Raw genomic sequence first — 26,648 nt, forward strand, 5'->3', positions numbered from 1 at the left:
ATGGACGCTCCCATCCACCCCGCGGCGCACGTGCACCCAGATGCCGAGATTGGGGCGGGCACGCAGGTCTGGCAGGGTGCGGTAGTGCTGGCCGGCGCGCGGATCGGCCGCGACTGCAACCTCAACGCGCATACCCTGGTTGAAGGCGGGGCGGTGCTGGGCAACCGGGTCACCTTGAAGTGCGGCGTCTACGTCTGGGACGGCGTGGTGCTGGAGGACGACGTCTTCTGCGGCCCAAACGCGACCTTCACCAATGACCGACGCCCGAGGTCGCGGATGCGGCCGGCTGAGTTCGAGCGGACCCGCGTATGCCGCGGAGCCTCGATCGGCGCCGGGGCGGTGATCCTGCCGGGGCTGACGATCGGGGAAGGCGCCATGATCGGCGCCGGCGCGGTGGTGACGCACGATGTGCCCGCGGGAGAAACTTGGGTCGGCAACCCGGCAAGGCGGATCGGCGGATCGGCAACAGGCGAGAATGGGTATTAGTGCCGGCTTGGCCGCGCGGCCGCGGGTATCCGTGCTGTTGCTGTGCTGGAATCACCAACGCTACCTGGATCATTGCATCGGAGGCCTTGCGCGACAGACCGATCGCGAGTTCGAAATCCTGTTCCTCGATAATGCGTCGAGCGATGGGTCATCGGAGCGTGCGGCGGCGCTATTCGAGCAGCACGGTCTTCACGCGACCATGCTGCGCAACGAGGTGCCTGCGTCCATCCCCGTCAACCTCAACCGCCTGCTTGAGGGCGCGCGCGGCGAGCTGATCGCGCCGTTGTCAACCGACGACTGGTATGCGGAAGATTATGTGGCCGCTGTTCGCGCGACCGCGGAGGCGCAATCCGACGCCGGCTGGTTCGCGTGCGGCGGATGGTTGTACTTCGAAGACACCGGCGAACGGCGGCCCATCCCCGATGAGCAACACACGGGCGGGATGATCCTGCCGCAGCTGTTAGCAGGAACGGATCCGTTCAACTTCGTTGGCTGCTGCTACCGTCGGACGGCGCTGGAGGCGGCCGGCGGCTGGGACGAGCGCATGCTCGTCGAGGACCGGGACCTGTTCGTTCGCCTGGCCGGGCGCTTTCCCCTGTTCATCATCCCCGAGCGGCTGGTCACCTATCGGCGAAGCAGCGCGGCCGCCTCAGCCGATCCCAAGTTCATGGTGCAGGCCTTTCGGCTGTTCTTCGACAAGCATCGGGCGCTGTTCGGACGCCGTTACCGCAACCAACTCGCGCGCATGCTGGCGGCGAATGCTTCGGTGGCGATCGACCAGGGCCAATTCGGGCTTGCCTGGCAGCTGCTGAGCGAAGCGGTCCGCCTCCGTCCGCAGCTGATATCGGCCTGGCGAGGTCTGTCCTATCTGCTCCGGGCAAAGGCCACAGCGTGGCTCCGCCGGTGAGTTCGCACGCGAGGCGGACGATCCTACGGGCAACGTCGATCATGGGCGGAGCGTCCGCGGTGAACGTCGTCATCGGCTTGGTGAGGACCAAGGTGGCCGCGCTGATCCTTGGTCCCGCGGGCGTTGGGCTGGTCGGCCTCCTCCACAACCTCATTCAGACCGCAGCGACGCTGGCGGGGTTCGGCATCGGCAATGTCGCCACCCGGCAAGTGGCGGAGGCGGGCGACGAGCCTGCCGCGCAAGCCGCGGCGCGAACGGCAATGCTGGTGGCGGCTGTCGTTCTTGGCTTGATCGGCGCAGTGTTGCTGGTGCTGTGCCGGGAGCCGGTCGCGGCCGCGGTGCTGGGCGACCGCAAGTGGGCCAACGCCGTCGCGTGGCTGTCGCTCGGCGCGGCGGCGCTGGTGGGGACGGCGGCGCTGAACGGCATCTTGATGGGCGTGCGAGCGGTCGGCGCCCTGGCGCGCGCAAGCATCCTGTCCGCTTTGCTTGGCACGGCGGGGGGAATCGCCGTGCTGCTGATGTGGGGAACGGGCGGCATCCTGCCGTACGTGCTCCTCTCTCCCCTCGCCGCGCTGCTGGTGAGTGCCTGGTTCGTGCGCAAGAGCCCTTCGGCGGGGCCGCGCCCCCCCCTTTCCGTGATGGTGCCGCAGTGGAGCATGCTGGCGCGGTTGGGCCTGGCCTTTACGGTCGGCTCGCTGGCTGGAACCGCAAGCCAGTTGGCCGTGCGCAGCCTGTTGCAGCGCCAGCTCGGGGCCGAGGATCTGGGGCAATATCAGGCCGCCGTCGGCATCTCGCTCAACTATATCGGCTTCATCCTGGCGGCCATGGCGACCGACTATTACCCGCGGCTCACGGTCGCGATGCGCGATTCGCGGGAGGCCGTCAGCACCATCAACCACCAGGCGGAGGTCGCGCTGTTGCTGGCCGGTCCCCTGCTGGTCGGAACGGTTGCGCTTGCTCCGCTCGCGCTGCACCTGCTCTACTCCGGCAGGTTCCTGGCGGCAGCGGACCTGCTGCGTTGGCAGATTTGCGGCGACTTCCTCAAGATCGCGTCCTGGCCGCTGGGCTTCGTGCTGCTGGCTGGCGGTTGGGGCAAGATGTTTGTCGCGGTGGAGAGCGCGGCGGGATTGGTGCTGGTCGGAGTGACCGCCGTTCTCCTTCCACGCTTGGGGGTCGAAGCCGCGGGGGTGGCCTATGTCGCCATGTACACCGTGTATTTCGGCTTGGTCTGGCTGCTTGCGCGACGGCTGGTCGGTTTCGCCTTTGCGCGCGGTTTCCAAGGGGTGCTCGCCGGAGTCGGTGGAGCGCTAGCCACCACCTTGGCCCTCCTGCATTGGTCCGAACGGGTTGGTGCCATCGTCGGAGTGGCGCTTGCGGGGGCCCTGGCGGTGCTGGCCGTCCGCGTGCTGCAGAACGCCCTTCCAGCGGCCGTGCTCCGGCTCCTGTCGCGGGTTCCTGGCCTTCTCCGGCGCGGCAGGCCGGCGCCGTGAAGATCCTGCTCCTGATCGAGACCCTGACCGCGGGTGGCGCGGAGACGTTCGTGTTGCGCCTCGCCAATGCGCTCGCCCCCCAGAACGAAGTGGCTGTGGCGGTCCTGCACGGCGGCCAGATCGAGCCGCAACTCGCGCAAGGACTTCACCCGCAGATCGCTCTTCATCGCCTGCACACGCCTGCCGAGCGCTGGTGGTGGCGCGCCGACCGCGTGCTTCGCGGCGTAGGGCTGGACAGGTCTCCGTTGCGTTGGCGGCAGCGTCGATGGTTGCGGCAGTTGGTCGACGATTTTCGGCCCGACATCGTCCACTCGCATTTGCTCAAGGCCGACCGCCTAATGCTGGAGGTCACGCGTGGCCGGATTATCGGGCGAGTGACCACGCTCCATGGCGATTACGAACCGTACCTGCGCGGCCAGGCCGATCCGCAAATGCGCGGCGCGGACCGATGGATAATTCGCGTTCTGGAGGAGGCGGATGCAATCGTCGGAGTGTGTCGGGCGCATCTCCAATCCGCCGAGCGCCTCCTACCCAGCATCGGAACGCGCCTACGGCTGATCTACAATGGCTACGAGCGCGTCGGCGCGGCCGAGCACCCCTCTTTCACTCCGCCCGACGGGATGTTCCGGTTCGGAATGGTCAGCCGCGGCGTGCGATTGAAGGGCTGGCGCCGCGCGGTTGAAGCGTTCGCGCGCGTGCGGGATGGCAGCAGCCGACTGGTCCTCGTCGGCGACGGGCCGGCAATCGCCGAGCTTCGGGCCGAACAGCCGAGCGACGTGGAGTTCGTCGGCTTCAGCGCTCGTCCCGCCGATTGGATCGCCCGATTCGACGTCTGCCTGCTGCCGACGCTGTTTCCGCACGAGAGCCTGCCGACGGCGGTCATCGAATATCTCGCCTCCGGCAAGCCGGTGATCGCCACCGACGTGGGTGAAATCCGCACCATGCTGACGGCGCCCGACGGTCGTTTGGCCGGAACCCTGCTCACCTTCCGCGGCGAAGATGTCGACGTGGATGAACTTGCAGCCGCCATGGTTGATCTGCGGGCGGACCCGCAGCGGCGCGCGGCCATGGGGCAGGCCGCGACCGGAGCATTCGAGCGGTTTCAGATGGAACTATGCGTTGCGTCGTACGAGAAGCTCTACCGCGAAGTCGCGCGCGCCAGCCTCAGCCGGCCAGCACCTCGCGGATGAGCTTTTCCCACCGGCTGGCGATCGCCGCTTGCCCGAATGCCTTGACTCGGTCGCGGGCTCCCCTCGCAAGAGCGGCACGCTGTTCAGGCTTGTCGAGAAGGTCACCGAGGAGATCGGCCCAGCAGGCGCGGGCTTGGCGATAAGTCGCTGGGTCATGAAGCAGCGGCATCAGCACGCCGGCTGGCGTGTGCTCGGGAAGGACCAACTTCCCGGGCGGGGCGGAAGCTCCGTCGCTCAGGATCTCCCGTGGTCCGGTTGCACAATCGGTCGTCACGACCGGCGTGCCGCACGCCATCGCCTCGCACAAAGCCAGCGGGAAACCCTCCCAGCCTGACGTCATGACGTAAAGGTCGGCGCGGGTGATGAAGCGGAACGGATTGGCCTGAACTCCGAGGAAGACGACGTGCGGTTCGGCGGGCTGCAACTGGCCCGTCCAGGGCTCCCCCACCGTCAGGCCGAGCGCGTGAGCCTGCTGAAGGAGGTCTGAGCGGAGCGGACCGTCCCCGGCGATGAGCAGGCGACACGGTCGCCGCCGGCGCAGAGCCGCGAAGACGTCCAGCAATGCGGCATGGTTCTTCTGTGCGGCAAGCCGGCCGGTGGCGATCAGCACCGGCGGGCCGTCCAACAGCTTCCCCTCCTCCGGAGTTAGGGCCTCGGAGGCGCGACGTTCGATCGAGCTGAGGTCGAAGCCGTTCGGTATCGCGACGATCCTGCGTCGGTCCACGCCGAGGCTCGCCAGTTCGTCCGCGATGCCTCGGCTTACCGTGACGATCCGGTCCGCCCGTCTGCAGATCAGCGGCAAGACCACGCGCGAACGTAGCCTACCGCCGGCACCACGGATGTCGCCGTTATGAACAATCGATCCATGCATGCACAGGATTACCTTCTCGCGATCGCGACTGAGCACGTCGACCCAGTGCGCTCCTTCCAGGTGGCTGATGCTGACGTCGATCTTCAGTAGGCGCTTCAGGCGGCGGGTGCGGCTCACGCGTCGAGCGAGGTTCATCACCTTGGCTACTGGCCCGCCCCCGCCGCCTACATCAAGACTGGTTGGCACCTGCGAGCCGGGGAAGTCGACGCCGTCCGCGTGGTTAAACACGGCTTCGACCACATCCATGTCCTGGCGAAGCGAGTTCGACAGCTCGCGCACCATCCTGGCCGCGCCACCCATCGATAATTCCGTGATCAGCATGAGGACGCGCGTACGGGCCACGGGCTGTTTCCTGGTGTCAGACACCGGCAAGGATACGCTGCTCAGGAGACCAGCGGCAGCTGCTGGTCCTCATCGCTGATGAACTGGTTGTACTGCGGGTGGTCGAACGAATGGCATACCCAAATCTGGTGACGCCAGCTTCCCCAGCCCTCCCTGGCGCGTAGGTAGTGCGGGACGGCAATCTTGCGGTCGTCCATCTCCCGGTTGAACTCCGCGATCGCCAGGCGCTCACCGGTAAAGTCATTGTACAGCTCGCGGTGAGTGCCGATCGTGTCGTCAAAATAGCAGAACAGGCGCGGGAGCAGGAAGCGACTGTCCTGCTTGAACAACCACAACGCGTCGTGGGTCGAGGAGTAGAAGTCGAGGTCGTGTGCGACTGCCGCGATCGGCGCCGGATCGAACTGCTCGAAGAACGTCCTGCTGGTCTCGGCGACGTCGCCGAACACGAGCTTCGCTCGCGACAGGCTCCGTTCAAGCGCGGGACGGTCCATGGCGAAGAACCCTTCCCGCCAATGGTAAGGAAGATCCCGATAGTCCTTGGGTGCCGGGAGGCCGCCGCCGGTGTCGAAACCATAGATGTCGATGCGGACGGGATAGAGCTTCTCGATCTCGGCTGCGTGCCGCTCCATCCAGCGAAGCCCGCTGCCGCCAGCCACGCCGAACTCGAGCGCGCTGATCCGTTCCAGACCCAACCTGCTGGCCAGCCGCGCCCCTTCCAGGAGAATGAAAGCATAGTGCATGCGGCGCACCGCCTCCAGGCGGTAGCGGAAGGAGAAGCTGCCGATCTCGGTGCGGGCGAGCAAATACTTCAACGCGCGGCGGAGCGGCATCGGCTCCGTCATGAGATAATCCAGCACCGACACGCTGCCCTCCAAATTAACACGGACCGGTTCGAAGCTTGTCTGGCCGGGATCGAAAGCGCCCTCTAAGGACAGGCCGGATGCCTGCAAAGCCGCTTATCGTGATCTACACCGGGGCGGTTGAGGTCACGGGCGCAATGATCGCCGCTTATCGGCAGGCAATCGCACTCAAGGACGATGCGCGCTTCGCAATCGTCGTCTCGGACCGAGCCTCAATCCGTGCCGAAGATTTCCCGGAAGTGTCGCTATTGCGCCTGCCTCTCGCGAGGGTCGCGCGCACTGCCAGGTCGCTGCTCGGCTACCCCCTAGGGACTCTCCGATCGGCTCGCCGGTTAGCCCGGCTGCTGTCGGAACTCGGCTGCACACGGCTCCAGGTGAACGACTTTTACCTGCTCGAAGGTGCGCTGACCCGGCTGTTCGGATTCAGGGGTACGATCGTGACTTGGGTGCGGATCGATCCGTCGCGCTATGGCGGCCTCCTCGCTAGCGTCTGGCTGAGGACGGCGGCGGCCGCATCCAGCTCGGTCGTGACCGTCAGCCGGTTCATGCAGCAGCGGCTGCACGAGTGGTCGACTAAAGCCGAGTTGGTCTACGATCCATGCCCTGATCTTCCCCTCGCGACCCCTCCCGCGGGCAAGCGCCTAGTGTTCATCGGCAACTACAGCGCTGGCAAGGGCCAGGACGTCGCCATCCGTGCCTTTGCCGCGGTTGCGAGCCGCGCTGCCGACGCGCGGCTTGAACTCTACGGCAGCGACCTCGCGTTGGAGCGGAACCGCCAATACCGCCGCTCGCTAGTGGAGCTCGTCAACGAACTCGGCCTTGTTGGGCAGGTCGTGGTCGGCGACTTCATGCCCGAGCCAGGAGACGTGCTGGACGGCACCTTGGTCGCGCTCAACCTCTCCGAATCGGAAAGCTTTTCGCTGACGTGCCAGGAGGCAAGTGCCAGGGGTGTCGCCGTCATCGCCACCCGCTGCGGTGGACCTGAGGAAATCGTCCATCATGGCGAAAGCGGCTGGCTGGTGCCGGTGGGCGATTCGACGGCCATAACGGAGGCGATGCGAGCTGCGCTGGCGGACCCGCACCGGACCCACCGCATGGGTCAGGCGGGAGCGAAGCTGGTGAGAAAGCGCTTCTCTCCCACCATCTTTCGCAAGCAGATCACCAGACTCTTCAATCTAGCGCCGGTCGCAGTCGGCAACGACGGAGCATCTACTTGAGAGACCTGGTTAACCCGGCTGCACTGGCCGACTTGCAGAGCCTTGCCGATCGGTTTGCCTCTGCCCGACCCTTTCCGCATGTCGCGATTGATAACTTCCTGCTGCCCGCAGTGGCAGGTCGGCTGCACGATGAGGTGCGCGCGACTGGAGCGCATGTCGACGCCAACAACCAGATCACGCAGAAGCTCAAGTTCGCGTGCACCGACTGGGACAGATTCGGCGACCTCACGTACCGCCTCATCGCCTATTTCAACTCTGCAGCCTTCGTCGGGCCGCTGGAGGCGATCACCGGCATCGGCGGGCTGCTCGTCGATCCGTGGCTGGAGGGGGGCGGCATCCATCTGACCTCCCGTGGCGGCTATCTGAAGATGCACACCGATTTCAATTGGAACGCCAAGCTACGGGCGGACCGGCGGGTTAACATTCTCCTTTACCTCAACAAGGGCTGGCAGCCGGACTGGCGCGGCGAACTGGTGATCGCGCGAGAAGACGAAGCGGCGCATGCGTCGATTGAGCCCCTGTTCAATCGGCTGGTGGTTTTCAACACCAACGACACTACGCTGCACGGCCACCCGCACCCGCTACAATTCCCGGCGGACTACCCCCGCGCGAGCATCGCCATGTATTATTATTCTACCGGGTTGGAGGTTTCGGAAAAGCGTCGCATGCGGGCGACCACCACACGTTACATCCCGCTTAACAAGGGAGACATCGATCTTACCAAGGGCAGCATTCGTGCACGGATCGGCTATCTCCTGCGGCGCTTCACCCGCCTCTAGCAAGGGAGTGAAACAACTCGATCAGCCGCGGTGCCTGTGAGCTCAACGAATAGCGCTCAACCGCACGGCGGCGACCAGCCGCGCCCATGCGGCACCGCAGGTCCGGATTGTGGATCAGCTGCTGAAGCGCCTCACGCCAATCTTCCACGGTGCTGGCCAAGTAGCCGGTGACGCCATGTTGGACGATCTCACGGTTCACTCCCACCGGTGATGCAATGACCGGCAGCCCACATGCCATGTATTGGATAAGCTTATAACCGCTCTTCCCGCGCACGAACGCATCGTCGGTCAGCGGCATGATGCCGATGTCCATTGACTGCACTTCCGCGACTTCGGTGGCCTCTTCCCAGCGTATCAGGCTTAGGCCGGGGAAGCCTTGGGATGCAGCCCTCGCGCCCGCGCCAACGATCTTGATCGCAGCCTTCCCCTGCCCGCCCAGATCGGCCAGCAAGGGCAGCACTGGCCCAAGCTGCGCAAAGGTGCTCGGGCTGCCAATCCACCCGACGGTGAGCGGTTGCGCGCACGACCGATCGGCGGCCACGTAGCGATCCGTGTCGACCACCGTGGGAACGACCAGGGTGCGGTCGCATAACGGCTTGGCATAGTCCGCCAGATAGTTGTTGCCGCAGGTACAGGCGGCGGCGCCTCCGATCAGCGGCCTGAGCTTGCCGGCGAGGAGATGGCGCACCGCTGCACGTGGGTTGGCATCGTATGGTACGAAGAAGGCATCATCCATGTCATAGACGACCGGCAACCCGGGTCGAAAGGCGAGGCGTTCGCCGCTCGCCGGCAGCCATGGGAACAGCTCCGCGTACACCCACACTATGTCGGCATCGTGAAATGAATGCAGCTGCCGCCAGCGTCGCGCATACGCACGAGCAATGGCTTTACGGTCCGGCCGCTCGCCGGTGGCCAGCGACCGGACGTAATCGTCGCCGAGCAGCGGACGGTATTCAACCTCTATGCCCGCTTTGGTGAACGCCGGGAGATATTGCAGCAAGCGTTGACGGGTGCTGGCCGCTTCCCGGTCGTACTTGGTGTAGGCGATCACCTTCATCGTGGCGGCTTCAGAAGGGATAGACTTGGTAAGGTATCCAGAAACGGGCGTGCACCGCCTGCGTCATCCACACGAGCTCGACAACCAACGCGTACAGGACAACAAGCAGTTGGCTGCCCCGACCCGGATAAGCGATCGGAACACGGCTAAGCACAGCCAGCTGTAGCGGAAAGACGTAGAGTGCCATTCGGTCGATTGCGGTTGAAGAGGGGACTACGAACAAGGCGACAAGCAGCCCTACGGCCGTCAAGCTGTTGAGACGCCAGTAGCGCTCCTGCAAACGGTCAAAACCGAAGCGCGCGGGAGAGAGCAGGAAAAGCACGGCCGGCACAAGGCATAGTCCGACCCGGATTGCGGCGCCCTGCGAGTTGTACTGAGTGACGATGTAGCTTTTGACCAGCTGGTCGACGTCGTTGGCGAGCAAGGCGGTGTAGAAAGCGTAGAACAGCAGCAACCCGCCGAGCACTGACATTAGGCGGTTGCGCTCGCTGGCGAAGATTACCAGCGGCATCAACAGCACCGCCGTTTTGTGGAACAGCGCCGCGACCAGGACATAGACGGCGAAGCGGAGCAGCGAGGCTCCGCGAAATACGCTGGCAAGCCCGGCCATCAGTATGCCGATCGCGACCGCCTGGCGCGAATAGCCCATGGCAACCACTGTCACGAGGTACGGCAAGGCCGCGACGACGGCGAGCCACGGCAGCGGCTGGGTGCCGGCCAGACGGATCAGGCCCCAGGCGAACAGCGCCCCGCAGGCCAGGTTGACGAGCCAGATGCCCGCGCCGGCCTGCTGGGCCAGCCAGTTGAGCAGCTGGTAGGCCGGATCGCTCATGCCCAGGATGCGCTCCAGGTCGGCGTAACCAGCGTACTGCCAATAGAAGTAGTAGGTCTTCCAGTCGGCGCCGACCTTGTAGCGAAGGCCGACCATCGCCGCGATCAGGAGGCCGCCAAGGATCAGCATGGGGGTGGCAACCGGAGATCGATCAGCCACGTGCGCTTCGGCGCCAGGCCGGGCCGCGACCTGCGGCGACCCCTGGAGCAATGCGCCGACCGCAAAGAATGAAAACAACAGCCAGTACGGCCACATGGCGCGGGGTCTCAAGAAAGGGCTTGGCGACAGGCCTAGACAGAGCCGCCCGCTATGGGAAGCGGCCAGCGACGGCAGGGTAGACGGCGACAGGCGAATGCGCGGTCGCAGGCTCCTCCGCGCCGATCACGGGCATGCCGCCCACCTCGACCCAGACGTGCGCCGACAGCGCATCGGCCTGCTGCCGGATGCCATAATGAAGCCGCGACGCAAGCCCGCGGCGCCGAAGCATCCAGTGGGTGGCAAGCCCTTCCTGGAAGCAAAGCGTCCGCCACGGCAGCCGCCGCGAGGCCCGCCGAACCGCCACCCGCACGTGCGCGGGGTCGACGGCGGTTGAAGTGCCGCGCGGATCGGCCCGCCCCATCAGCACGACGAGCCAGCGGAACGGCAGCAGCCGGATGGCGAGGCTCGCCGCCGTCACCGCCGCCGCCGCCTCGCCGGCTCTCAGCATGTCTCCGAGCGAGTGGCGCATCGGCGTCATTGTGCGTCGCCGATTGCCGCCTGCCAAGCGCCCGGCTATCGGCTGCCACGGGGCCTGTAGCTCAACGGTAGAGCCAGCCGCTCATAACGGCCAGGTTGGGGGTTCGAATCCCTCCGGGCCCACTCAGCCCTGCAGTCGCGCCGCCACCTCGCGGGCGCTGGCCGCATCGCGCACCGCCAGGAAGATGGTGTCGTCGCCGCAGATGGTGCCGGCGACGTCCGGCAGGCGCGCCTGATCCAGTGCGACCCCCACCAGGTGGGCCGAGCCGGGCGGCGTCTTGACCACGATCAGCTGGCCTACCGGCTCCACGGAGGTGACCCATTCGTCCAGGATGGCGCGCAGGCGGCGCTCGGACCAGCCGGCGCCGGTCAGCTCGTCGGGCAGCGCATAGCTGGTGACGCCGTCACGCCGCACCTTAACGGCGCCCAGCTGGTCGAGGTCACGCGACACGGTCGCCTGAGTCACCTCGTAGCCGAGCGCCTTCAAGTCGCCGAGCAGCGATTCCTGGCTGGCGACCGGACGGCTGCGCAGCAGGTCTGCGATGGTTCGCTGGCGACGTTGGCGAAGATCGTTCATCGCAGCCTTATGCATGATCTTGCATAATCATGCAAATCGGTGAATAGGCCCGCTCCCATGATTCGTACTGCCATCCTCGGTGCCTCCGGTTACGTCGGAGGCGAGCTGCTCCGGCTTCTCAGCACCCATCCCGTGCTGCGGCCGGTGCGCCTGTTCGGCGACAGCAAGGCCGGCCAGAATGTCGCGGCCGTGCACCCGCACGTGGCCCCCGCATACCGGGAGGTGCGTGTTGAGCGGTTCGAGCCCGCGGCCCTGGACGGCATCGATCTTGTGTTCGCCGCCCTGCCTCACGGCGAAAGCCAGAAGATTGCTGCCGCCATCCTGGATCGCGGTATTAAGCTGGTCGACCTCGGCGCCGATTTCCGCCTGTCGGATCCGGCGCAATATGCACGCTGGTACGGCGAGGAGCATCAGGCCCCTGCCCTGCTCGGGCGTTTCGTTACGGGTATTCCCGAGCTTCACCGCGAGGCTATCCGGTCAGCGCAGGCGGTGGCTGCCGCCGGCTGCTATCCGACGGCCGCGATCCTGGCGTGCAAGCCGCTGGTGGAAGCCGGTCTGGTCGATCCGGCGAACCTGATCGTCGACGCGGCTTCCGGCGTGAGCGGCGCTGGACGGGCCCTCAGGGAAGGCACCAGCTTCAATACCGTGGCGGGCAGCTTCGCCGCCTACGGCCTGCTCGATCATCGCCACACGGCGGAGATGGAGCAGGCGCTGGGCCCGCGCGTCCTGTTCACCCCGCACCTCGCCCCCATGGCGCGCGGCATTCTGGCTACCTGCTACGGCGCGGCGACTCGGCCGATGCAGGCCGACGAGCCATTAAGGGCACTGCGGTCGGCTTATGCTGCCGAACCGTTCGTTCATGTCATTGCCGATCCGCCTGCGACCAAGTGGGTCGCGGGATCCAACACGGCGCAGGTGACCGCCCGCTTCGACGAGCGTACCGGCCGCGTCCTAGCGGTAAGCGCGATCGACAATCTCGTGAAAGGAGCCGCCGGCCAGATGATCCAGTGCGCCAACCTGATGCTCGACCTGGAGGAAACGGCCGGGCTGAGCGTGTGCGGAGTTTATCCATGAGCGTGACCGCTGCGGAGGGGTTTGTCGCCGCCGGCTGTCACGCCGGGGTAAAGCGCCGTCGCCACGACATGGCGCTGCTGGCGACCGAGGACCGGTGGCCAGTCACCTGCGCAGCGGTGTTCACCCAGAACAAGTTCGCGGCGCCGCCCGTGGAGCTCGACCGCCGTCTGCTGGCGCAGAATGGCGGGCGGGCATCGGCAGTGATCGTCAACTCGGGCAATGCCAATGCCGGCACCGGGGCCCCAGGGCTGCGTGATGCCGAGGCGATGGGCGCGGAAGCGGCACGGGCACTGAATGTCGACGCAGCGAACGTGCTGGTCTGCTCGACCGGGATCATCGGCACCCCGCTGCCCATGGAGCCCATCCTGGCCGCGACGCCGAAGCTGGCCAAGAAGCTTGGCCGCGATGGTGCGGAGGATGCGGCGCGCGGGATCCTGACGACCGACCACGTGACCAAGCAGGTGGTGGTGCGCGGCGACGGCTGGACGCTGGGCGGCATGGCCAAGGGCTGCGGCATGATCGCGCCGAACATGGCAACCATGCTGGCGTTCCTGACCACCGATGCGGAGGTGCCGCGCGATATGCTGCAAGGGATGCTGAAGAGCGCGTCGGACGCGACCTTCAATACGCTGAACGTGGATGGCGCGACGTCGACCAACGACACGGCGATGCTTCTGGCCAGCGGTCGGCGGGGCGCTCCGTCAGACATCGACGGCTTCGGGCGTGCGGTCGAGCAGGCGTGCCGCGATCTCACCATGCAGATGGCCCGTGATGCCGAAGGAATGACCCGCATCGCCCACCTGACGGTGACCGGCGCCGTCAGCGATGCGGAAGCACGGGTCGCGGCCAAGAACATCGCCGAGAACAACCTGGTGAAGTGCAGCTGGTATGGCGGCGATCCCTATTGGGGCCGGCTGCTGGCGGCGGCGGGTTCGGCCGGCGTCGAGATGGACGTCGGAGCCTCGGTCGTTGCCTATGGGGGCATCAAGGTGGCGCAGGGCGGCGTCCAGATCGCACATGACGGCACGGGGTTGGCCGAGCACATGATGGGTGACGAGGTCTCCATCGAGGTGCACCTTGGTGCCGGCCAGGGCTCCGCTCGGGTGATCGGCATCGACCTCGGCCCGGGCTACATCAGAGAGAACTCGAAGACGTCATGACCCCGCCACTCTCCCCGAGTGCGACCGCCCAGATCCTGGTCGAGGCCCTCCCCTACATCCGCCAGTTCGCCGGCAAGTCGATCGTCGTCAAGCTGGGTGGCGCGGCGATCGACGACAGCGAGCTGGACCTGGCCTTGGCGCAGGACGTGCTGCTGCTTCGCTCGGTCGGCGTGCGCTGCGTGCTCGTGCATGGCGGCGGTCCGCAGGTCGATGCCATGCTGCGGCGGGTCGGCAAGGAGCCGGAATTTCGTGACGGCCTGCGCGTGACCGATGCCGAGACGCTGGAGATCGTCCGCATGGTGCTGGTCGGCAAGATCAACCGCGAGCTGGTGGCGACGATAAACGGCCAGTCGGGCGCCGAGCCGGTTGCCGTGGGCGTATCGGGTGAGGACGCCGGGCTGCTGATAGTCACGCCGCGTGACTCTGCGTTGGGCTTTGTCGGGGACGTCTCGGAGGTCCGGGCCGACCTCATCCACCGATTGCTCGATGACGGCCTCCTGCCGGTGATCTCGACCGTCGGCGCCGATGCCGGCGGGCAGCCGTACAACGTCAATGCCGACGAGGCGGCGCGGGCGATCGCGGTGGCCATGGGGGCGGAGAAGATCGTCTACCTGACCGCAGCGCCCGGGCTGCTGGCGGACCCGGCCGACGAGGCTAGCCTGGTCCACCGACTGACGTCCGACGAGCTGCGCGAGCGGATCACCCATCGCAGCGTCGGTGGCGGGATGATACCCAAGCTGACCGCCTGCGCCGACGCGGTCGACGGGGGGGTGAGCTTCGCACACATCATCGACGGGCGGGTGCCCCATGCCTTGCTGATCGAGCTGCTGACCGAGCATGGCATCGGGACCATGATCAAGCGGGAGGCGAGCTGGTGAGGCACCTGCTGACGCTGGCGGACCTGTCCGCGGCCGACCTGCGCGCGATCCTGGACCTGAGCGCCGCCGCAGCCGAGCCGGTGCTGCGCGGGCAGGGAGTGGCGCTGTATTTCGAGAAGCCGAGCGCGCGGACCCGCAACTCGATGGAGCTGGCGGTGGTCCAGCTGGGCGGGCACCCGGTTTACCTGCAGCCACAGGAACTCGGGATCGGCACGCGCGAGACGGTGGAGGATGTGACCCGCACCCTCGCGTGCTTCCACTCCATCATCGCCGCGCGGGTGTTCGACCACGGGATGCTGGACGACATGGCGACGATCGGCGCGGCCCCGATAATGAATATGCTGTCCGGCACCGATCACCCGCTGCAGGCGCTGGCCGACCTGCTGACGATCCGCGAGCTGTGCGGGCGGGTGGAGGGGGTCAGGGTCGCCTATGTGGGTGACGGTGACAACAATGTCGCGCGGTCGCTGGCGCACGCCTGCACGGCCCTGGGCGCGGAGCTAACGGTGGCCAGCCCGGCCGGCTATGGCCTGAGCGATGCGCCAGCCGGCGTGCACCAGACGGAGGATCCGCACGCGGCGGTCGAGGGCGCGGACATCGTCTACACCGACGTATGGGTGTCGATGGGCCAGGAGCGAGAGCGCGACGAGCGGCTGGCCGCGCTGTGCGACTATCAGGTCGACGAAGCGCTAATGGCGCGCGCACCTTCGGCCCACCTGCTCCACTGCCTGCCCGCGCATCGCGGCGAGGAAGTGTCGGCCGAAGTCATCGACGGGCCCCGCTCGGCCGTGTGGCGGCAGGCCGAGAACCGCATGCACAGCGCTCGCGGAGCGCTCCGCTGGATCTTGCAACAGGATTGAACAACCATGGCTAAGCTCAAGGTCGTGCTCGCTTATTCGGGCGGGCTCGATACTTCCATTATCCTTAAGTGGCTGCAGACCGAGTATGACGCGGAGGTGGTGACCTTTACCGCTGACCTGGGCCAAAGCGAGGAGGTCGAGCCGGCAAGGCGCAAGGCCGAGCTGCTGGGCGTCAAGCCGGAGAACATCTTCATCGAGGATCTGCGCGAGGAGTTCGTGCGCGACTTCGTGTTTCCAATGTTTCGGGCAAACACGGTATACGAGGGCCAGTATCTGCTCGGCACGTCGATCGCCCGGCCGCTGATCGCCAAGCGGCAGATCGAAATCGCCCGGGAGGTCGGCGCGGACGCGGTCTGCCACGGTGCCACCGGAAAGGGCAATGACCAGGTGCGCTTCGAACTCGGCTATTATGCGCTGGAGCCGGACATCCGCGTGATCGCGCCGTGGCGCGAATGGCAGTTCGCGAGCCGCGAGCAGCTGCTGGACTTTGCCGAGCAGAACCAGATCCCGATCGCCAAGGACAAGCGCGGCGATGCGCCTTTCTCGATCGACGCCAACCTGCTGCACTCGTCGAGCGAGGGAAAGGTGCTGGAGGATCCCAGCATAAAGGCTCCCGAATATGTTCACCAGCGCACGGTCAGCCCTGAAGATGCCCCGGACGTCACGACTGAGATCAGCATTGATTTCGAGCGCGGCGATCCCGTCGCCATCAACGGCCGGCGGCTCTCGCCGGCGGAGCTGCTGACCCGCCTCAACGAGCTTGGCCGGGAGAACGGCATCGGCCGGCTGGACCTGGTCGAGAACCGCTTCGTCGGCATGAAGTCGCGCGGCGTGTACGAGACTCCGGGTGGGACCATCCTGCTGGTTGCGCACCGCGCAATTGAGAGCATCACGCTCGACGGCGGGGCCATGCACCTCAAGGACGCGCTGATGCCGCGCTACGCCAGCCTGATCTACAACGGCTTCTGGTATTCGCCAGAGCGCGAGATGCTGCAGGCGCTGATCGACAAGAGCCAGGAGCATGTCGCCGGGCGAGTCCACATGACACTCTACAAGGGCAACGTTACAGTGGTCGGCCGGACCAGCGACCACTCGCTCTACGACGAGGACCTTGTCACGTTCGAGGAGGGCAGCGGCAGCTACGACCAGCGCGACGCCGCGGGCTTTATCAAGCTCAACGCGCTCCGGTTGCGGATCGCGGCGCAGCGGGCGAAGAAGCTAGCCCAGTAGCGCCTGCCACCGCGCCACCTGCTCCCGCACCCGCTCCGGCGCCGTTCCGCCGTAGCTGGTGCGGGACGCGACGGAAGCTTCGACCGTGAGCACACCGTAGACCCGCTGGTCGATGCGCGGGTCGATGTTGCGAAGCACGTCGAGTGGTAGATCCCAGAGGTCGCAGCCGCGGTCCTCCGCCGCCCTGACCGCGCGGCCGGTTATGTGGTGCGCCTCTCGGAACGGCACACCGGCCTCCCGCACCAGCCAGTCGGCGAGATCGGTCGCGGTGGAGAAGCCGTTCACCGCCGCAGCCCGCATCCGGTCGGTTCGAAAACGGGTTGTCTCAACCATGCCGGTCATTGCGGCGAGGCTGAGCATCAGCAGGTCGTGCACTTCGAACACGGGCGCCTTGTCGTCCTGCATGTCCTTGGAATAGGCGAGCGGCAGCCCTTTCATTGTGACCATGAGGCCGGTCAGCAGCCCAAGAATGCGACCGGAGTGGCCGCGCACCAGCTCGGCGCCGTCAGGATTGCGCTTCTGCGGCATGATCGAGCTGCCGGTCGACCATTGATCGGACAGCGATACAAAGCCGAATGGCGGGCTCGCCCAGACGATCAGTTCCTCGGCGAGCCGGGACAGGTGCAGGCTGCACTGGGCGGCGGCAGACAGGTAGTCGAGCGCGAAGTCGCGATCCGAGACGCTGTCGAGGCTATTGGCGGTCGGACCGGCAAACCCCAGCGCACTGGCGGTCGCATGGCGGTCGACCGGGAAGCCGGTCCCGGCCAGCGCAGCCGCGCCGAGCGGGCATTCATCCATTCGGCGCAGGGCGTCGGATAGGCGCGAGCGGTCGCGGCCGAGCATCTCCACATAGGCCAGCAGGTGGTGGCCAAGGGTGACCGGTTGCGCGACCTGGAGGTGCGTGAAGCCGGGCATGATGGCGTCGGCATGCTCGCCGGCGCGGCCTACGAGGGTATGCTGGAGCGCCGCGGCCGCGGCTTCCGCCTCGGCGCAGGCGCGGCGGACCCACAGCTTGAAGTCTGTGGCGACCTGATCGTTGCGCGAGCGCGCGGTGTGGAGCCGGCCGGCCGCCGGACCGACGAGCTCGGCAAGGCGGCTCTCCACCGTCATGTGGATGTCCTCGAGCTCCAACCGCTCCGGAACCCCGTCTCGCTCGAACTCAGCAGCGATGCTGTCGAGTCCATCGAGGATGGCCGCAGCGTCCTCGTTCGAGAGAATGGCGCGATCGCGGAGCATGGCTGCATGAGCCTTCGAGCCGGCGATGTCCTCTCGCCACAGCCGCTTGTCGACCGGGATCGAAGCGTTGATCTGCTGCATCACGGCGGACGGGCCGCCGGCGAAGCGGCCGCCCCACATGCTGTTGCTGTCATGGCTCATGCCGACCGCCCCTGCCACCCGCCCGGCGCTGACGTCAAACGGCGGGCAGGCAGAGAATGAAGCGCTCCGGTGCGACGTCGAGGGTACCGCCAACCGTATGAGCCAGCCCGCGGACCAGGCGCAGGGCGAAGCCGAGCGCATCGGGGGAGTCCGGCCGCAGCAATTGTTCTTCGCTCAAGCCAAGCGTGCCGGTTGGGCGGTCCAGCGCCAGGCACGTCTGTCCATCGATCATGTCGACCACCAATTTCAGGCGCTGGTCCGGCGCCGCGCCGGCAATCGCCTCGACGAAACGGTTTAACAGGCGCTGTGCAAGGCCCGCTTCCAAGCCGCAACGGGCGCCCGGATCACGCAACATGATGTCGACCCGATCTTCCAGGCCGGCGGCAAGCGACGCGATCCGTGTTCCCTCGCCCGCCGCAAGGCGACCGGACCGCAGCTTGGCGGCAAGGTCGAGATCTTCTGCGGCGGCGAGCAGTAGCCGCGCCTGGCGGACGATTTCACTTGCCCGGTCGCGGTAGGCGCGGTGAGCCGGTCCCAGGAACTGGCCCTCGATGATCTCGCCGAAGCCGATGATTGCGGTAAGTGGGGTGCGCAACTCGTGGATGAGCTCCCGAAGTGAGTCATGATCCACAGGGAACAAGACGCCGGATGGCTGCGATGGCAACGGCGGAGCGCTTGCCCTTTCCCGCACGGCGACTCCGCTATAGCCCGCAAAGCGCCCACTTCCCGGGAGGAAGCGCGGCTGCCCGCTCCACCGCCAACTGCCCGCCAACTCGCCTTCGCCGGCCAATACGAGCGGTTCGTCGGCGAACGGCTGCATCGCCTCGAATCGGCGTGGCAGTTCGGTGCGGATCGAACGTCCGATCGCCGCGCCCCGTGGAATGCCCTCGACCCAGTCGATCTCGCCGGTCGGCCCGCATTCCCAGCGGAAGAGCGGATGGTCAGGTGCTGGCGCCTGAGGGAGCGGCGCAGTGGAACGCTGAGGCAATCGTGCCGGCGACGCTGCTTCAGCTTGTGGCCTCAATGTGTCGAGCAATTCGCGCACGGACGGGGACGCTGCCGCGCGCACCTCCGCCCACTCACGATCCCCAAGCGTGGCTGACCCGAGCAGAGGGGCCGCCACGTCAGCCAGGTCGGCCGCGAAAAGTACGATTAGCCTGGCCGGAACAGCCGGCCCGGCAATCGCGCGTGCGGCGGCCGACCGGACCGTAGTCGGGACTTCCGGCCCGAGTTCGGCGATCCGAGTTAGCGCCCGGCCGAGCAGGGCGGGATCACTACTGCCACCGCCCCGCGCGACCAGTTCGACCAGTTGGCGCCATTGAACCGCCCGGTCGCGCGGAGCCTCGGCCGAGAGGCCGAGCACCGTCGATAAGCGGTCGTCGAATCGCAATGCCTGCCCTCACGCGCGAAAAGCTGCTTCGAGCATGGCTCTAGCGGCAGCGTTAACTCCGCAGATAGGGCAAGTCGATTAACTATCCTGAAACGAGACAGCGAAAACAAGAGGCGGCTCCGATCGGAACCGCCCCTCTCGGCCGCGGGTTGAGTGCGCCCTTACGAGCGGCTTGCGACCCACGCCTGCCAGAGCTGCGCCACCTGCTGCTGCTTGCCGCCGGCGGCACCGAGCGCCGCCGTCGCGCCAGCCTTGTCGCCCCCCCGCGCCAGTGCGATGCCGAGCCGCAGGTTGGTGAGGTCGGCATCGGCGCCCGACTTCGTCAGCGCGACCCGATAGAGCGCCGCTGCCTTGGCATACTGGCCGTAGCCGAGGAACACATCACCGGCGACCAGCGCCTGGCGCGCGGTTGTGGCGGCGAGGCCGTTCCGCTCGGTCGTCGCCAGCGATGCCTGGTCAGCCGCGGCCTTGCTGCTGGCCGAAGTGTAGACGTCGCGGAAGACCGGCCGTGACTTGTCGATGGCGCCGGCGGCGAAGCCCTCGTCCAGCACCGCCTTGGCCTCGCCCGGGAAGCCCTTGATCAGGGCCGAGTTGGAGTAGCGATAAAAATCGCTCTCACCCTTGAGCGCGCCGGCGGCCCGCTGCAGCCGGAACAAGTCGATCTGGTCGGAGTCGCTCATGCCCGACGTGTCGCCGACAATGCGGGCTGCGTCGCGGATGTTGTCTGGGGTCGGATTGGTGCGCACCAACTCGCCGAGCAGCGGCATCAGGGTGGGCAGCTTGTGCTTGTAGGCGAGCGCGACGGTGCGGCGGCGCCACTCGGGGGGGACCGGCTGGCCGGCGGCGGTGCGGGCGGCCATCGCCTTTTGGAAGGAATCGACGGCCTGGGCGCCGTTGCCCTGGTTCGCGTAGACTTCGCCCAGCAGCACCAGCGCGTCGGCGTCGTTCGGGGCGGCAGCGAGCAGCGCCTGCAGTTCGGTCTGAGCGCCGACATAATCCTTGGCGCGGAACTTGATGCGGGCCTGGTTGTCGCGGAGAATCCGGATCTGGTCCGCGCTGGCCATGCCGGAGTTCAGGATCAGCGCGCTGGCCTGCGCGGTCTGAGCATCGTCCTTGGCGGCGATCGCGGCCTTGAGCCACAGCTGTCCCAGCATGTAGCGGTCTTCCTTGGTAGTCGCGACCGCTTGGGCCGCGGCGACGGCGCCCGGAATTTTGGCGGTGTCGTTGGCGTTCACCGCAATCTGCAGCGCCTGGAGCGCGCCTTGCGCCTGCTTGGACACCTTGATGTTCGCGGGCGGCTGGCTTTGCGCGGCCGCCGCCGGCGCGGCGGTGGCCGCAGTTCCCAGCGCCAGTACGGCCGCCAGCGTCCCACCCGTGAACCTCATGCCATTCTCCTGTCTCGCCCCGCTCCGGTAAGGAGCATTGAGCCGCCGCAAAGGACGGGCAGCGGGCCCTTAGACCCGTTCCACCCGGTTCGCCAGCGCCCCTGCCGCCGGGTGCATGAACCGCTTTTGAACTGTTGCGGTCGGCATTGGCCCCGCTTTGACGAGGGTCGCCGCGCGTTGCTAACGCGCCCCGCGTGATCATCCTGCTGTCCCCCGCCAAAACCCTCGACCTTGCGACGCCCTGTAGCGACGAGCCGACGCGGCCGCGGTTCGAGAAGGAGGCCGCCCGGCTGGCGCGGGCGGCAGCTAAGCTCAAGGCTGAAGATTTGGCCGGGCTGATGCACATCAGCGACAAGCTGGCGGAGCTGAACGTCGGGCGCTTTCGCGGCTTCGCCAAAGCCGGCGAGCGGCCGGCAATCCGGATGTTCGCGGGTGACGTTTATCGCGGTTTCGACGCGGCGAGCGCCGACGACGATACGATCGCGTTCGCGCAGGAGCACCTGCGCATCCTGTCGGGACTGTACGGGGTGGTTCGGCCGCTCGATGCCGTCCGGCCCTACCGGTTGGAGATGGGCACGGCCTGGTCCCCGGCGGGGGGCAAGCTGACGGACTTCTGGGGCAGGAAGGTCGCGAGGGCGGTGCTGGAAGATGTGAAGGGGGACGGGTCCGCGACGCTGCTAAACCTCGCCAGCAACGAATATTACGCGGCCGTCGGTCCGCACCTGCCCAAGCGCGGCGTGCGATTGATCGCGCCCGACTTTCGAGTGGCGACCGCCAAGGGGCTGCAGTTCCAGAGCTTCACGGCCAAGGTGGCTCGCGGCGCCATGGCGCGCTGGGTGTGCGAGGAGCGGGTCGACGATCCGGCCGCGCTCACCGGCTTCGACCGGGACGGCTGGTCGTACCACTCGGACGGCAGCACGGCGGACAAGCCGCTGTTCGTGCGCGATTGAGCGATAAGCGCTCGCCCGCGCACGCGCGGGCTGCTAGTCGGTTCCCAGCGGGTCCCCGCGCGTAACGAACAGCAGAAGAGCGAACTCGAACCTTGGCCACCCAACCGCCGGCGGAAGCACCCAGCGACGCGATTGCCCCCATCTCCATCGTCGAGGAGATGAAGACCAGCTACCTCGATTACGCCATGTCGGTGATCGTCAGCCGCGCGCTGCCGGACGTGCGCGATGGGCTGAAGCCGGTGCACCGCCGCATCCTCTATTCGGCCAGCGAGAACGGGTTCTTCTACAACCGGCCTTACCGCAAGTCGGCCCGCATCGTCGGCGACGTGATCGGTAAGTACCACCCGCACGGCGACACGGCGATCTACGACGCGCTGGCCCGCATGACCCAGGACTGGTCGATGCGGGTGCCGCTGATCGACGGCCAGGGCAATTTCGGCTCGATGGATCCCGATCCGCCGGCGGCCATGCGCTATACCGAAGCACGGCTGGCCAAGGCGGCGGGGTTCCTGCTGGGCGACCTCGACAAGGATACGGTCACCTTCCAGCCGAACTATGACGCCAGCGAGCGCGAGCCGCAGGTGCTGCCGGCGCGCTTCCCCAACCTGCTGGTCAACGGTGCGGGCGGGATCGCGGTCGGCATGGCCACCAACATTCCGCCGCATAACCTGGGCGAGGTGCTGGCCGCGTGCCGCGCCTACATCGACGATCCGGCGGTCACGTCCGAAGCGCTGATGGAGCATGTGAAGGGGCCGGATTTCCCGACGGGCGCTATCATCCTGGGCACCGCCGGTATCCGCAGCGCCTACACGACCGGGCGCGGCTCGATCGTGGTCCGCTCGCGCTACAAGGTCGAGGAAGGGCGCGGCGACCGGCGGTCGATCGTGCTGACGGAGATCCCGTACCAGCAGGGCAAGAATGCGCTGGTCGAGAAGATCGCCGAGGCCGCCAAGGAGAAGCGGATTGAGGGCGTCAGCGACATCCGTGACGAGTCCAACCGTGAAGGCGTGCGGATTGTCATCGACTTGAAGCGCGACGCCACTCCGGACGTCGTATTGAACCAGTTGTGGCGGCACACGCCGGCGCAGGGCTCCTTCCCCGCCAACATGCTGGCGATCCGCGGCGGGCGGCCGGAGACACTGGCGCTGCGGGACATCATCGAGAGCTTCGTCAAGTTTCGCGAAGAGGTGATCACGCGGCGATCCAAGTACGAGCTGCTCAAGGCGCGTGAGCGGGCCCACATCCTGCTCGGCCTGGTGGTCGCCGTAACCCACCTGGACGAGGTGGTCCGGATCATCCGCGGCTCGGCATCCCCGGCCGAAGCGCGCGAGGCCCTGCTTAGCCGCGACTGGTCCGCCGACCAGATCAGGCCCTACATCCGCCTGGTGGAGGCGGTCGAGCCGCAGGCCGCGGGCGACACCTACCGGCTGAGCGAGGCGCAGGTGAAGGCGATCCTCGACCTGCGGCTGCATCGCCTGACTGCGCTGGGCCGCGACGAGATCGGCAACGAGCTGGAAGGCCTTGCGAAGAGCATCGGTGAACTGCTTGAGATCCTTGGCAATCGCGCGCGCCTGTACGAGGTGATGCGCGAGGAGTTCGACGAGGTCGACCGCGAATTTTCGACGCCGCGCAAGACCGAATTGGCAGCGGCGGCCGACGGAATCGACGACGAGGACCTGATCGAGCGCGAGGAGATGGTCGTGACGGTCACCATGACCGGCTACATCAAGCGCACGGCCCTGTCGGTGTTTCGTGAGCAGAAGCGCGGCGGCAAGGGCCGCTCGGGCATGAGCACCAAGGATGAGGATGCGGTCACAAACCTGTTCGTAACCTCCACCCACAACCCCGTGCTGTTCTTCTCCAACCTCGGGCGCGTGTACCGCATGAAGGTGTGGCGCCTGCCGGAGGGCGGACCGACCGCCAAGGGCCGGCCGATGGTCAACCTGCTGCCACTTCAGGGCGGCGAGGTGATCACCACCGTGCTCCCGCTGCCGGAGGATGAGGAGAGCTGGAGCGACCTGCACCTGATGTTTGCGACCGCCCACGGGACGGTACGGCGCAACAGCATGGATTCGTTCCGGAATATCCCGACGGCCGGCAAGATCGCCATGCGTTTCGCGGTTGCGGATGATGGCGATGAAGCAGGCGAGGACACGACCGACCGGCTGATCGGCGTGTCGCTGTTGAGCGAGGAGGACGATGTCCTGCTCGCCACCCGCAACGGCAAGGCGATCCGGTTCATGTCGACCGACGTGCGCGAGTTCCAGAGTCGCACGTCGACGGGCGTGCGCGGGGTGCGGCTACTGGGCGACGACGAGGTCATCTCCATGTCGATCCTGCGCCGGGCCGGGACCACGCAGGAAGAGCGCGAGGCCTATCTCCGCTGCCCGCCGTGGCGCGAGCGCGAAGGCATGGACTGCAGCCTCCCGGCTGAGCGCGTGGCGGAAATGGCTGAGCGCGAGCAGTTCATCCTGACGATCACCCGCAACGGCTTCGGCAAGAGGACCAGCAGCTACGAATACCGCCGCACCAATCGCGGCGGCCAAGGCATCACCAACATCGACACGTCCCCCCGCAACGGCGGGGTGGTGGCGAGCTTCCCGGTCAAGCCTGGCGAGCAGATCATGCTAGCAACCGATCAGGGAAAGATGATCCGCACCACCGTTGGCTCGATCCGGGTCGCCGGCCGGAACACCATGGGCGTGATGATCTTCCGCGTCGGCGACGCCGAACATGTGGTGTCCGTGGCGAAGATCGACGAGAGCGATGCAGTCGAGGTCGAGGCGCTGACCGACGAGCTGGCGCCGGACGATGGCGCGACCACCGGGGAGCAGGAGCTCGACAAGCCGGTCGATCCGGGCGTCAGCGACTAGGAAACGAGCAACCGGGTCTCGTTGGGGGCGTTAGTTGAGCGACACGCAAGGAGACCCGAATGCCCATTCCCAACAACGCGCTGGTGCTCGTCGTCGACGGCCGCAAGATGCTGTTCTTCCGTAACCAGGGCGACGAGAACCAGATCGATCTGCGGACGGAAGCGCATGACGAGCGCGACGATGCGCATTTCGACCGAGAGCTGAAGCGTGATGCGCCCGGTACGGCGGCAGCGGGCGGATCAGGTGGCGATGCCCATCGCCCCGCGATGGAAGAGACCGATTTCAAGCAGCAGGACGAGGACAATTGGGTCAAAGAGGCGGCCGAAGAGCTGCGCAAACGCGCCCTGCGGAACGACTTCGATCACCTATGCATCGTCGCCCCGCCCAAGGCGCTCGGGGTACTCCGCAAGGCGCTCCACAAGGAAGTTGAGAAACGGGTGGTCTGTTCCATCAACAAGGAGATGAGCGGCCGGCCCATCCCCGACATCGAAGCGCTGATCGAAAGCGAGACGAAGGCCGACGCACCGGCCGACGTCTGAGCTATTCCGTCCGCCAGCGCGCGCAGGTCTCGATCAGGCTGCTGATATCGCTGCGTCGCCGCTGCCGGCCCGTCTCGTGCACGGTGGGGTTGAACGCCACCACGCAGTTGCGACCCTGCTCCTTGGCGGCATAGAGCGCCCGATCGGCTCGCATCTGCCAGTCGTCGAAGTCGGATCCGCGTTCGAGCATGGCGATGCCAAAGCTGGCCGTGACCGAGCCGCAGAGCGGATGTACCGCATTTTCCAGGGCCTTGCGAACACGCTCGGCGCACGCCACGGCCTGGCGCAGGTTGCAGCCGGTTAGCAGGATGCCAAACTCCTCACCGCCGAGGCGGCCGAAGCGATCGTCGGGCCGCAGCAAGCGCACGCACAGGCTACCGACATCCTGCAGGACGTCGTTGCCGCAGCCATGGCCGAAGCGGTCGTTGACCGACTTGAACCGGTCGAGGTCGAAGCTGATCAGGGCGGCCGGCCGTTGCGCGCTGACGAAGCCGCAGAAAGCGCGGCGGGCCGCTTCCACGAACCCGCGTCGGCTGAGGGCGCCGGTGAGCGAGTCGGTCATAGCGAGTGTGCGCAACTCCATCTGCTCGACGATCAGCCCCGCGAAGCGCGCCAGCACGTCAAGATCGTGGTCGGTGAAGGTCCGGGCCTGCCGATCGATCACGCACAGGGCACCGACATTGTAGCCGTCCGGAGTCGTCAGCGGAACGCCGGCATAGCTGCGGATGCCGGGACCGCCCGTGACCAGCGGATTGGCAGCGAAGCGCGGGTCGGCGGCGGCGTCCTCAACCACCAGCAGGGTACGCGAACGTATGGTGTGATCGCAGAAGGCCATGTTCCGCGGGGTCTCGGCAGCGTCCACACCTTGGCGCGACTTGAACCACTGACGGCCCTCGTCGATCAGCGAGACGGCGCACATCGGCACATTCAGCAGGTCGCGGACGAGCGCGGTGATGATGTCGAAACTGCGTTCTGGCGCGCTGTCCAGGATGTTGTAGCGCTGTAGCGCCCGAAGCCTGCCCGCCTCGTCGTGCAACTGCGGATCATAAGCGGTCACCGGCTTCTTCCTTCCCCTTCCCGAGCTTGCGGAAGATTGGTCCGTGGGGCCTTTGGTACGCCTTAAGCTTCGATCCGAAATGGACGAAGCAGCCGGCTCAGGCGAAGAGGTCGGTCACTGCCGCGTCCGGCGCCTCCCAGCGGAGCCATAGCGAACGATGGCAGCCAGCCGGCTCGCGCTCGAAGCAGAGCAGAGCGGTGGGCGACTCTCCTGCCAGCTGGCGCAGCTGCGCAGTGGCAGCAATCGCTTCGGGCAGCTCGAGTTGAGAGCGGTAGATGCGCTCCAGGTCGGCCTGCCGCCCCTTGCGCGCGGCCTCCCGACCGTCGGCGGGCGTGCCGAGCGCCCGAAGGTGGACGTAGGAGATCCCGGCTTCCTCCAGCGCGCCGCGCAAGGCCGACTTGGAAAAGCCGGGTCGGCGCGAGAGCGGGAGGGCCCGGATGTCGACCAGCTGACGGACGCCGGCGGAGCGCAGCGCCTCCAGGAAGTCAGGAACGGTGGTGCCTTCGTAGCCGATCGTGAAGAAGTGCAGCGG

Annotated in this window: 25 protein-coding genes and 1 tRNA gene; 15 read left to right on the plus strand and 11 right to left on the minus strand. The window is 66.8% G+C overall.

The features are described 5' to 3' along the window. The 4 genes from OMW55_RS13845 to OMW55_RS06825 are packed head-to-tail and all read left to right on the plus strand — an operon-like array spanning position 1 to position 4,073. Positions 1-486 (plus strand): acyltransferase, encoded by a 486-nt coding sequence (locus tag OMW55_RS13845; RefSeq protein WP_319950657.1) that lies wholly within the window; start codon positions 1-3, stop codon positions 484-486. Next, positions 476-1,393, plus strand: coding sequence for a glycosyltransferase family 2 protein (locus tag OMW55_RS06815; RefSeq protein WP_264881782.1), 918 nt, complete (start codon positions 476-478; stop codon positions 1,391-1,393). Before OMW55_RS13845 ends, OMW55_RS06815 begins: the two co-directional genes overlap by 11 nt. A gap of 41 nt (positions 1,394-1,434) precedes the next feature. After that, positions 1,435-2,883 carry an O-antigen translocase gene (locus OMW55_RS06820; protein ID WP_407822105.1) on the plus strand — a complete coding sequence of 483 codons (1,449 nt, stop codon included), beginning with the start codon at positions 1,435-1,437 and terminating at the stop codon, positions 2,881-2,883. After that, a complete protein-coding gene (locus OMW55_RS06825; RefSeq protein WP_264881785.1) occupies positions 2,880-4,073 on the plus strand; it encodes a glycosyltransferase family 4 protein in 1,194 nt (397 codons plus the stop codon). The genes OMW55_RS06820 and OMW55_RS06825 overlap by 4 nt, the downstream gene beginning before the upstream one ends. Here OMW55_RS06825 and OMW55_RS06830 read toward each other — a convergent pair. Further along, positions 4,048-5,286, minus strand: coding sequence for a glycosyltransferase (locus tag OMW55_RS06830; RefSeq protein ID WP_264881787.1), 1,239 nt, complete (start codon positions 5,284-5,286; stop codon positions 4,048-4,050). The genes OMW55_RS06825 and OMW55_RS06830 overlap by 26 nt on opposite strands. A 41-nt stretch (positions 5,287-5,327) precedes the next feature. Further along, positions 5,328-6,149 (minus strand): hypothetical protein, encoded by an 822-nt coding sequence (locus tag OMW55_RS06835; protein WP_264881788.1) that lies wholly within the window; start codon positions 6,147-6,149, stop codon positions 5,328-5,330. A gap of 77 nt (positions 6,150-6,226) precedes the next feature. Between OMW55_RS06835 and OMW55_RS06840 the strand changes: the two genes are divergently transcribed. Together OMW55_RS06840 and OMW55_RS06845 are read left to right on the plus strand one after the other, a co-directional pair. Then, the gene (locus OMW55_RS06840) at positions 6,227-7,363 is read left to right on the plus strand and encodes a glycosyltransferase family 4 protein (RefSeq protein ID WP_264881789.1); all 1,137 of its coding nucleotides are present in this window, start codon (positions 6,227-6,229) and stop codon (positions 7,361-7,363) included. Further along, entirely contained in the window at positions 7,360-8,142 is a 783-nt protein-coding gene (locus OMW55_RS06845) for a 2OG-Fe(II) oxygenase (RefSeq protein ID WP_264881790.1), read from the plus strand. The genes OMW55_RS06840 and OMW55_RS06845 overlap by 4 nt, the downstream gene beginning before the upstream one ends. Here the strand turns inward: OMW55_RS06845 and OMW55_RS06850 are convergent. From OMW55_RS06850 to OMW55_RS06860, 3 genes are read right to left on the minus strand one after another with little or no spacing between them, the layout of a single operon-like run. Beyond that, positions 8,129-9,199, minus strand: coding sequence for a glycosyltransferase family 4 protein (locus OMW55_RS06850; protein WP_264881791.1), 1,071 nt, complete (start codon positions 9,197-9,199; stop codon positions 8,129-8,131). The two genes, OMW55_RS06845 and OMW55_RS06850, sit on opposite strands and share 14 nt — an antisense overlap. Positions 9,200-9,209: 10 nt before the next feature. Continuing rightward, positions 9,210-10,286, minus strand: coding sequence for an EpsG family protein (locus OMW55_RS06855; protein ID WP_264881793.1), 1,077 nt, complete (start codon positions 10,284-10,286; stop codon positions 9,210-9,212). A 52-nt stretch (positions 10,287-10,338) separates the two neighbouring features. After that, positions 10,339-10,737 carry a lasso peptide biosynthesis B2 protein gene (locus OMW55_RS06860; protein ID WP_264881795.1) on the minus strand — a complete coding sequence of 133 codons (399 nt, stop codon included), beginning with the start codon at positions 10,735-10,737 and terminating at the stop codon, positions 10,339-10,341. An 80-nt stretch (positions 10,738-10,817) separates the two neighbouring features. Here OMW55_RS06860 and OMW55_RS06865 point away from each other — a divergent pair. Next, positions 10,818-10,889 (plus strand) — tRNA-Ile (locus OMW55_RS06865). A gap of 1 nt (position 10,890) precedes the next feature. Here OMW55_RS06865 and OMW55_RS06870 read toward each other — a convergent pair. Beyond that, positions 10,891-11,343 carry an arginine repressor gene (locus OMW55_RS06870; RefSeq protein WP_264881797.1) on the minus strand — a complete coding sequence of 151 codons (453 nt, stop codon included), beginning with the start codon at positions 11,341-11,343 and terminating at the stop codon, positions 10,891-10,893. Positions 11,344-11,400: 57 nt separating this feature from the next. On the opposite strand from OMW55_RS06870, the gene argC reads away from it, so the two are divergent. The 5 genes from argC to OMW55_RS06895 are packed head-to-tail and all read left to right on the plus strand — an operon-like array spanning position 11,401 to position 16,545. Further along, positions 11,401-12,417 (plus strand): N-acetyl-gamma-glutamyl-phosphate reductase, encoded by a 1,017-nt coding sequence (gene argC / locus OMW55_RS06875; protein WP_264881798.1) that lies wholly within the window; start codon positions 11,401-11,403, stop codon positions 12,415-12,417. Further along, entirely contained in the window at positions 12,414-13,577 is a 1,164-nt protein-coding gene (gene argJ / locus OMW55_RS06880; protein WP_264881801.1) for a bifunctional glutamate N-acetyltransferase/amino-acid acetyltransferase ArgJ, read from the plus strand. Before argC ends, argJ begins: the two co-directional genes overlap by 4 nt. Continuing rightward, the gene (gene argB, locus OMW55_RS06885; RefSeq protein WP_264881804.1) at positions 13,574-14,455 is read left to right on the plus strand and encodes an acetylglutamate kinase; all 882 of its coding nucleotides are present in this window, start codon (positions 13,574-13,576) and stop codon (positions 14,453-14,455) included. The genes argJ and argB overlap by 4 nt, the downstream gene beginning before the upstream one ends. Next, the gene (gene argF / locus OMW55_RS06890; RefSeq protein ID WP_264881806.1) at positions 14,452-15,315 is read left to right on the plus strand and encodes an ornithine carbamoyltransferase; all 864 of its coding nucleotides are present in this window, start codon (positions 14,452-14,454) and stop codon (positions 15,313-15,315) included. The genes argB and argF overlap by 4 nt, the downstream gene beginning before the upstream one ends. Before the next feature lie 6 nt (positions 15,316-15,321). Next, a complete protein-coding gene (locus OMW55_RS06895; RefSeq protein ID WP_264881808.1) occupies positions 15,322-16,545 on the plus strand; it encodes an argininosuccinate synthase in 1,224 nt (407 codons plus the stop codon). On the opposite strand, the gene argH is transcribed toward OMW55_RS06895, so the two are convergent. The 3 genes from argH to OMW55_RS06910 form a co-directional block, all read right to left on the minus strand. Continuing rightward, positions 16,534-17,901 carry an argininosuccinate lyase gene (gene argH / locus OMW55_RS06900; RefSeq protein WP_264882038.1) on the minus strand — a complete coding sequence of 456 codons (1,368 nt, stop codon included), beginning with the start codon at positions 17,899-17,901 and terminating at the stop codon, positions 16,534-16,536. The genes OMW55_RS06895 and argH overlap by 12 nt on opposite strands. A gap of 55 nt (positions 17,902-17,956) precedes the next feature. Next, positions 17,957-19,312: a histidine kinase dimerization/phospho-acceptor domain-containing protein gene (locus OMW55_RS06905; protein WP_264881809.1), complete on the minus strand. Its 1,356-nt coding sequence runs from the start codon at positions 19,310-19,312 to the stop codon at positions 17,957-17,959. Between the two features lie 161 nt (positions 19,313-19,473). Further along, positions 19,474-20,697 (minus strand): tetratricopeptide repeat protein, encoded by a 1,224-nt coding sequence (locus OMW55_RS06910; RefSeq protein WP_264881810.1) that lies wholly within the window; start codon positions 20,695-20,697, stop codon positions 19,474-19,476. A 194-nt stretch (positions 20,698-20,891) separates the two neighbouring features. On the opposite strand from OMW55_RS06910, the gene OMW55_RS06915 reads away from it, so the two are divergent. The 3 genes from OMW55_RS06915 to OMW55_RS06925 all read left to right on the plus strand — a co-directional run bounded on the left by OMW55_RS06915 (position 20,892) and on the right by OMW55_RS06925 (position 25,059). After that, positions 20,892-21,647: a YaaA family protein gene (locus OMW55_RS06915; protein WP_264881812.1), complete on the plus strand. Its 756-nt coding sequence runs from the start codon at positions 20,892-20,894 to the stop codon at positions 21,645-21,647. A 92-nt stretch (positions 21,648-21,739) separates the two neighbouring features. Beyond that, positions 21,740-24,520, plus strand: a complete 2,781-nt coding sequence (gyrA, locus tag OMW55_RS06920; RefSeq protein ID WP_264881814.1) for a DNA gyrase subunit A — start codon at positions 21,740-21,742, stop codon at positions 24,518-24,520. Between the two features lie 59 nt (positions 24,521-24,579). After that, a complete protein-coding gene (locus OMW55_RS06925) occupies positions 24,580-25,059 on the plus strand; it encodes a host attachment family protein (protein WP_264881815.1) in 480 nt (159 codons plus the stop codon). A gap of 1 nt (position 25,060) precedes the next feature. On the opposite strand, the gene OMW55_RS06930 is transcribed toward OMW55_RS06925, so the two are convergent. Both OMW55_RS06930 and OMW55_RS06935 read right to left on the minus strand, forming a co-directional pair. Next, complete coding sequence (locus tag OMW55_RS06930) at positions 25,061-26,116, minus strand: GGDEF domain-containing protein (protein WP_264881817.1); 1,056 nt, start codon at positions 26,114-26,116, stop codon at positions 25,061-25,063. Positions 26,117-26,213: 97 nt separating this feature from the next. Next, positions 26,214-26,645 carry a DUF488 domain-containing protein gene (locus OMW55_RS06935; RefSeq protein ID WP_264882039.1) on the minus strand — a complete coding sequence of 144 codons (432 nt, stop codon included), beginning with the start codon at positions 26,643-26,645 and terminating at the stop codon, positions 26,214-26,216. Between the last annotated feature and the right edge of the window lie 3 nt (positions 26,646-26,648).

The organism is Sphingomonas arvum (genome assembly GCF_026013565.1).
In the GTDB taxonomy this organism is placed as follows: Bacteria; Pseudomonadota; Alphaproteobacteria; order Sphingomonadales; family Sphingomonadaceae; genus Sphingomicrobium; species Sphingomicrobium arvum.